Genomic DNA, 1,420 nt, shown 5'->3' with positions numbered 1-1,420 from the left:
TAATGCTATTCGGATAAGCATTACTGTTTATATTTAAGTGGATAACGGCTAGGTATATAGAGCACTGAGCGTGGATACGTTCGGTGCTTTCTTTTATCTGGAAGGATAAAGTGTTTTATATCGGCTCGCATTTGCTTAAGTTTCGCTGGCAGCTTTCCATCTGGTGATAAAGCAAGCCACCTTAATTGTGTATCTATCAAGCTTATTGCCGCGGTAAAACTGATACGGGTTGGCGCAACTTTAGCTTCCTTTGCTATCGCTGTCATTTCTAAACGAACCAGATTATAAGCGATAAGCACTCCCCACAATTCTTGCTTAACACCTTCAACAAATTTGCTTCGTAACGTCACCTTGCTTTGTAGCTGGGTTTGCTTAAGTTCACCGTATCCTTCTTCTATTTCCCAGCGTTGCCAGTAGATATTAAGTAGCTTGTCCAGCGGATACTTAACGGGATCAACCAATGAGGTGACGAAGCCTTTTATTTCACCTTTTGGCTCTTGATAAGCAATAAAACGGGCACGCCATGTTTCGGGAAGCTCGGGGTTTTTCTTTCTCGCTTGGGGAGAGACTGGCATATCAATGAGCAAATCATTATTCGCAAACTCTTCGACCACCTCGTAACGCATTTTTGACTTTACGGGTGTCAGCCAATGTCGCTGTACTCCAGAGCTTTGCCAATTGACTAATAAGTCAGCAGAGAAATAACAACGGTCAAATAGGGTTAAGGAGTTATCAGGTGTATCTTGAACTAAACGCTGTGCGAGTGTGATCTCTCCTACGTGACAACCATCAAAGGCAGCACCTAATACCATTCTGGTTTCAGTAGATATAAGGCTGACTAATCGAAGTTGAGGATAGGGTTTGTGTGTTTTTGAAATAAAACCAAACTCATTGGCATTTTCTTCAGAGTCTTGGCAACGAAACACCGTTCCATCAACGGCAAGAGTGGTAAGCCCTAGTGTATTTTGGTCCCCTAACGCTTGCTCAAGCCAGGCTGATATAGTGGATTTAAATAAGTAAGACATTGGGGCTTCACCTAAGCGTCGTCGGCAATCCGTCAATACACTCGGTGCTACACGAGACCAGGTGGAGTCTCCAGATTGAAGTGCTATATCCATCGAGCTACAGACTTCTTTGATGGACTGGTTACGTATTAATCCCATCCAAAGCACTAGCCAGACTGCCTGCTGCGCAGGCAGACGGCGATTACGGATACTCGCCTTGTTAGCTGAAAGGAGTGATTGTTCGATCCACTCAGAATCAATAGCCTCCATTACAGAACCATAAGACCCACTTTCTTCAACAGACTCATGAACTAATTCAAGCTCTTGCTCAAACATAAAAAATCCCCACCAGAATACTGGTAGGGATTATCTTTCATCTGCAAGATCGGTCAAGTGCCCTTAAACGATCGGCATTG

General features: G+C 43.8%; 1 protein-coding gene. It reads right to left on the bottom strand.

Translation table 11 applies throughout. The features are described from left to right. Positions 1-20: 20 nt before the first annotated feature. Positions 21-1,340, bottom strand: coding sequence for an IS4 family transposase (locus tag H5125_RS21605; RefSeq protein ID WP_101085470.1), 1,320 nt, complete (start codon positions 1,338-1,340; stop codon positions 21-23). Positions 1,341-1,420: the final 80 nt, after the last annotated feature.

It is taken from the genome of Shewanella sp. SR44-4 (assembly GCF_014163715.1).
Taxonomy (GTDB): Bacteria; Pseudomonadota; Gammaproteobacteria; order Enterobacterales; family Shewanellaceae; genus Shewanella.
The sequence above is the reverse complement of the archived record's forward strand: the minus strand, read 5'-3'. Positions and strand labels throughout refer to the sequence as shown.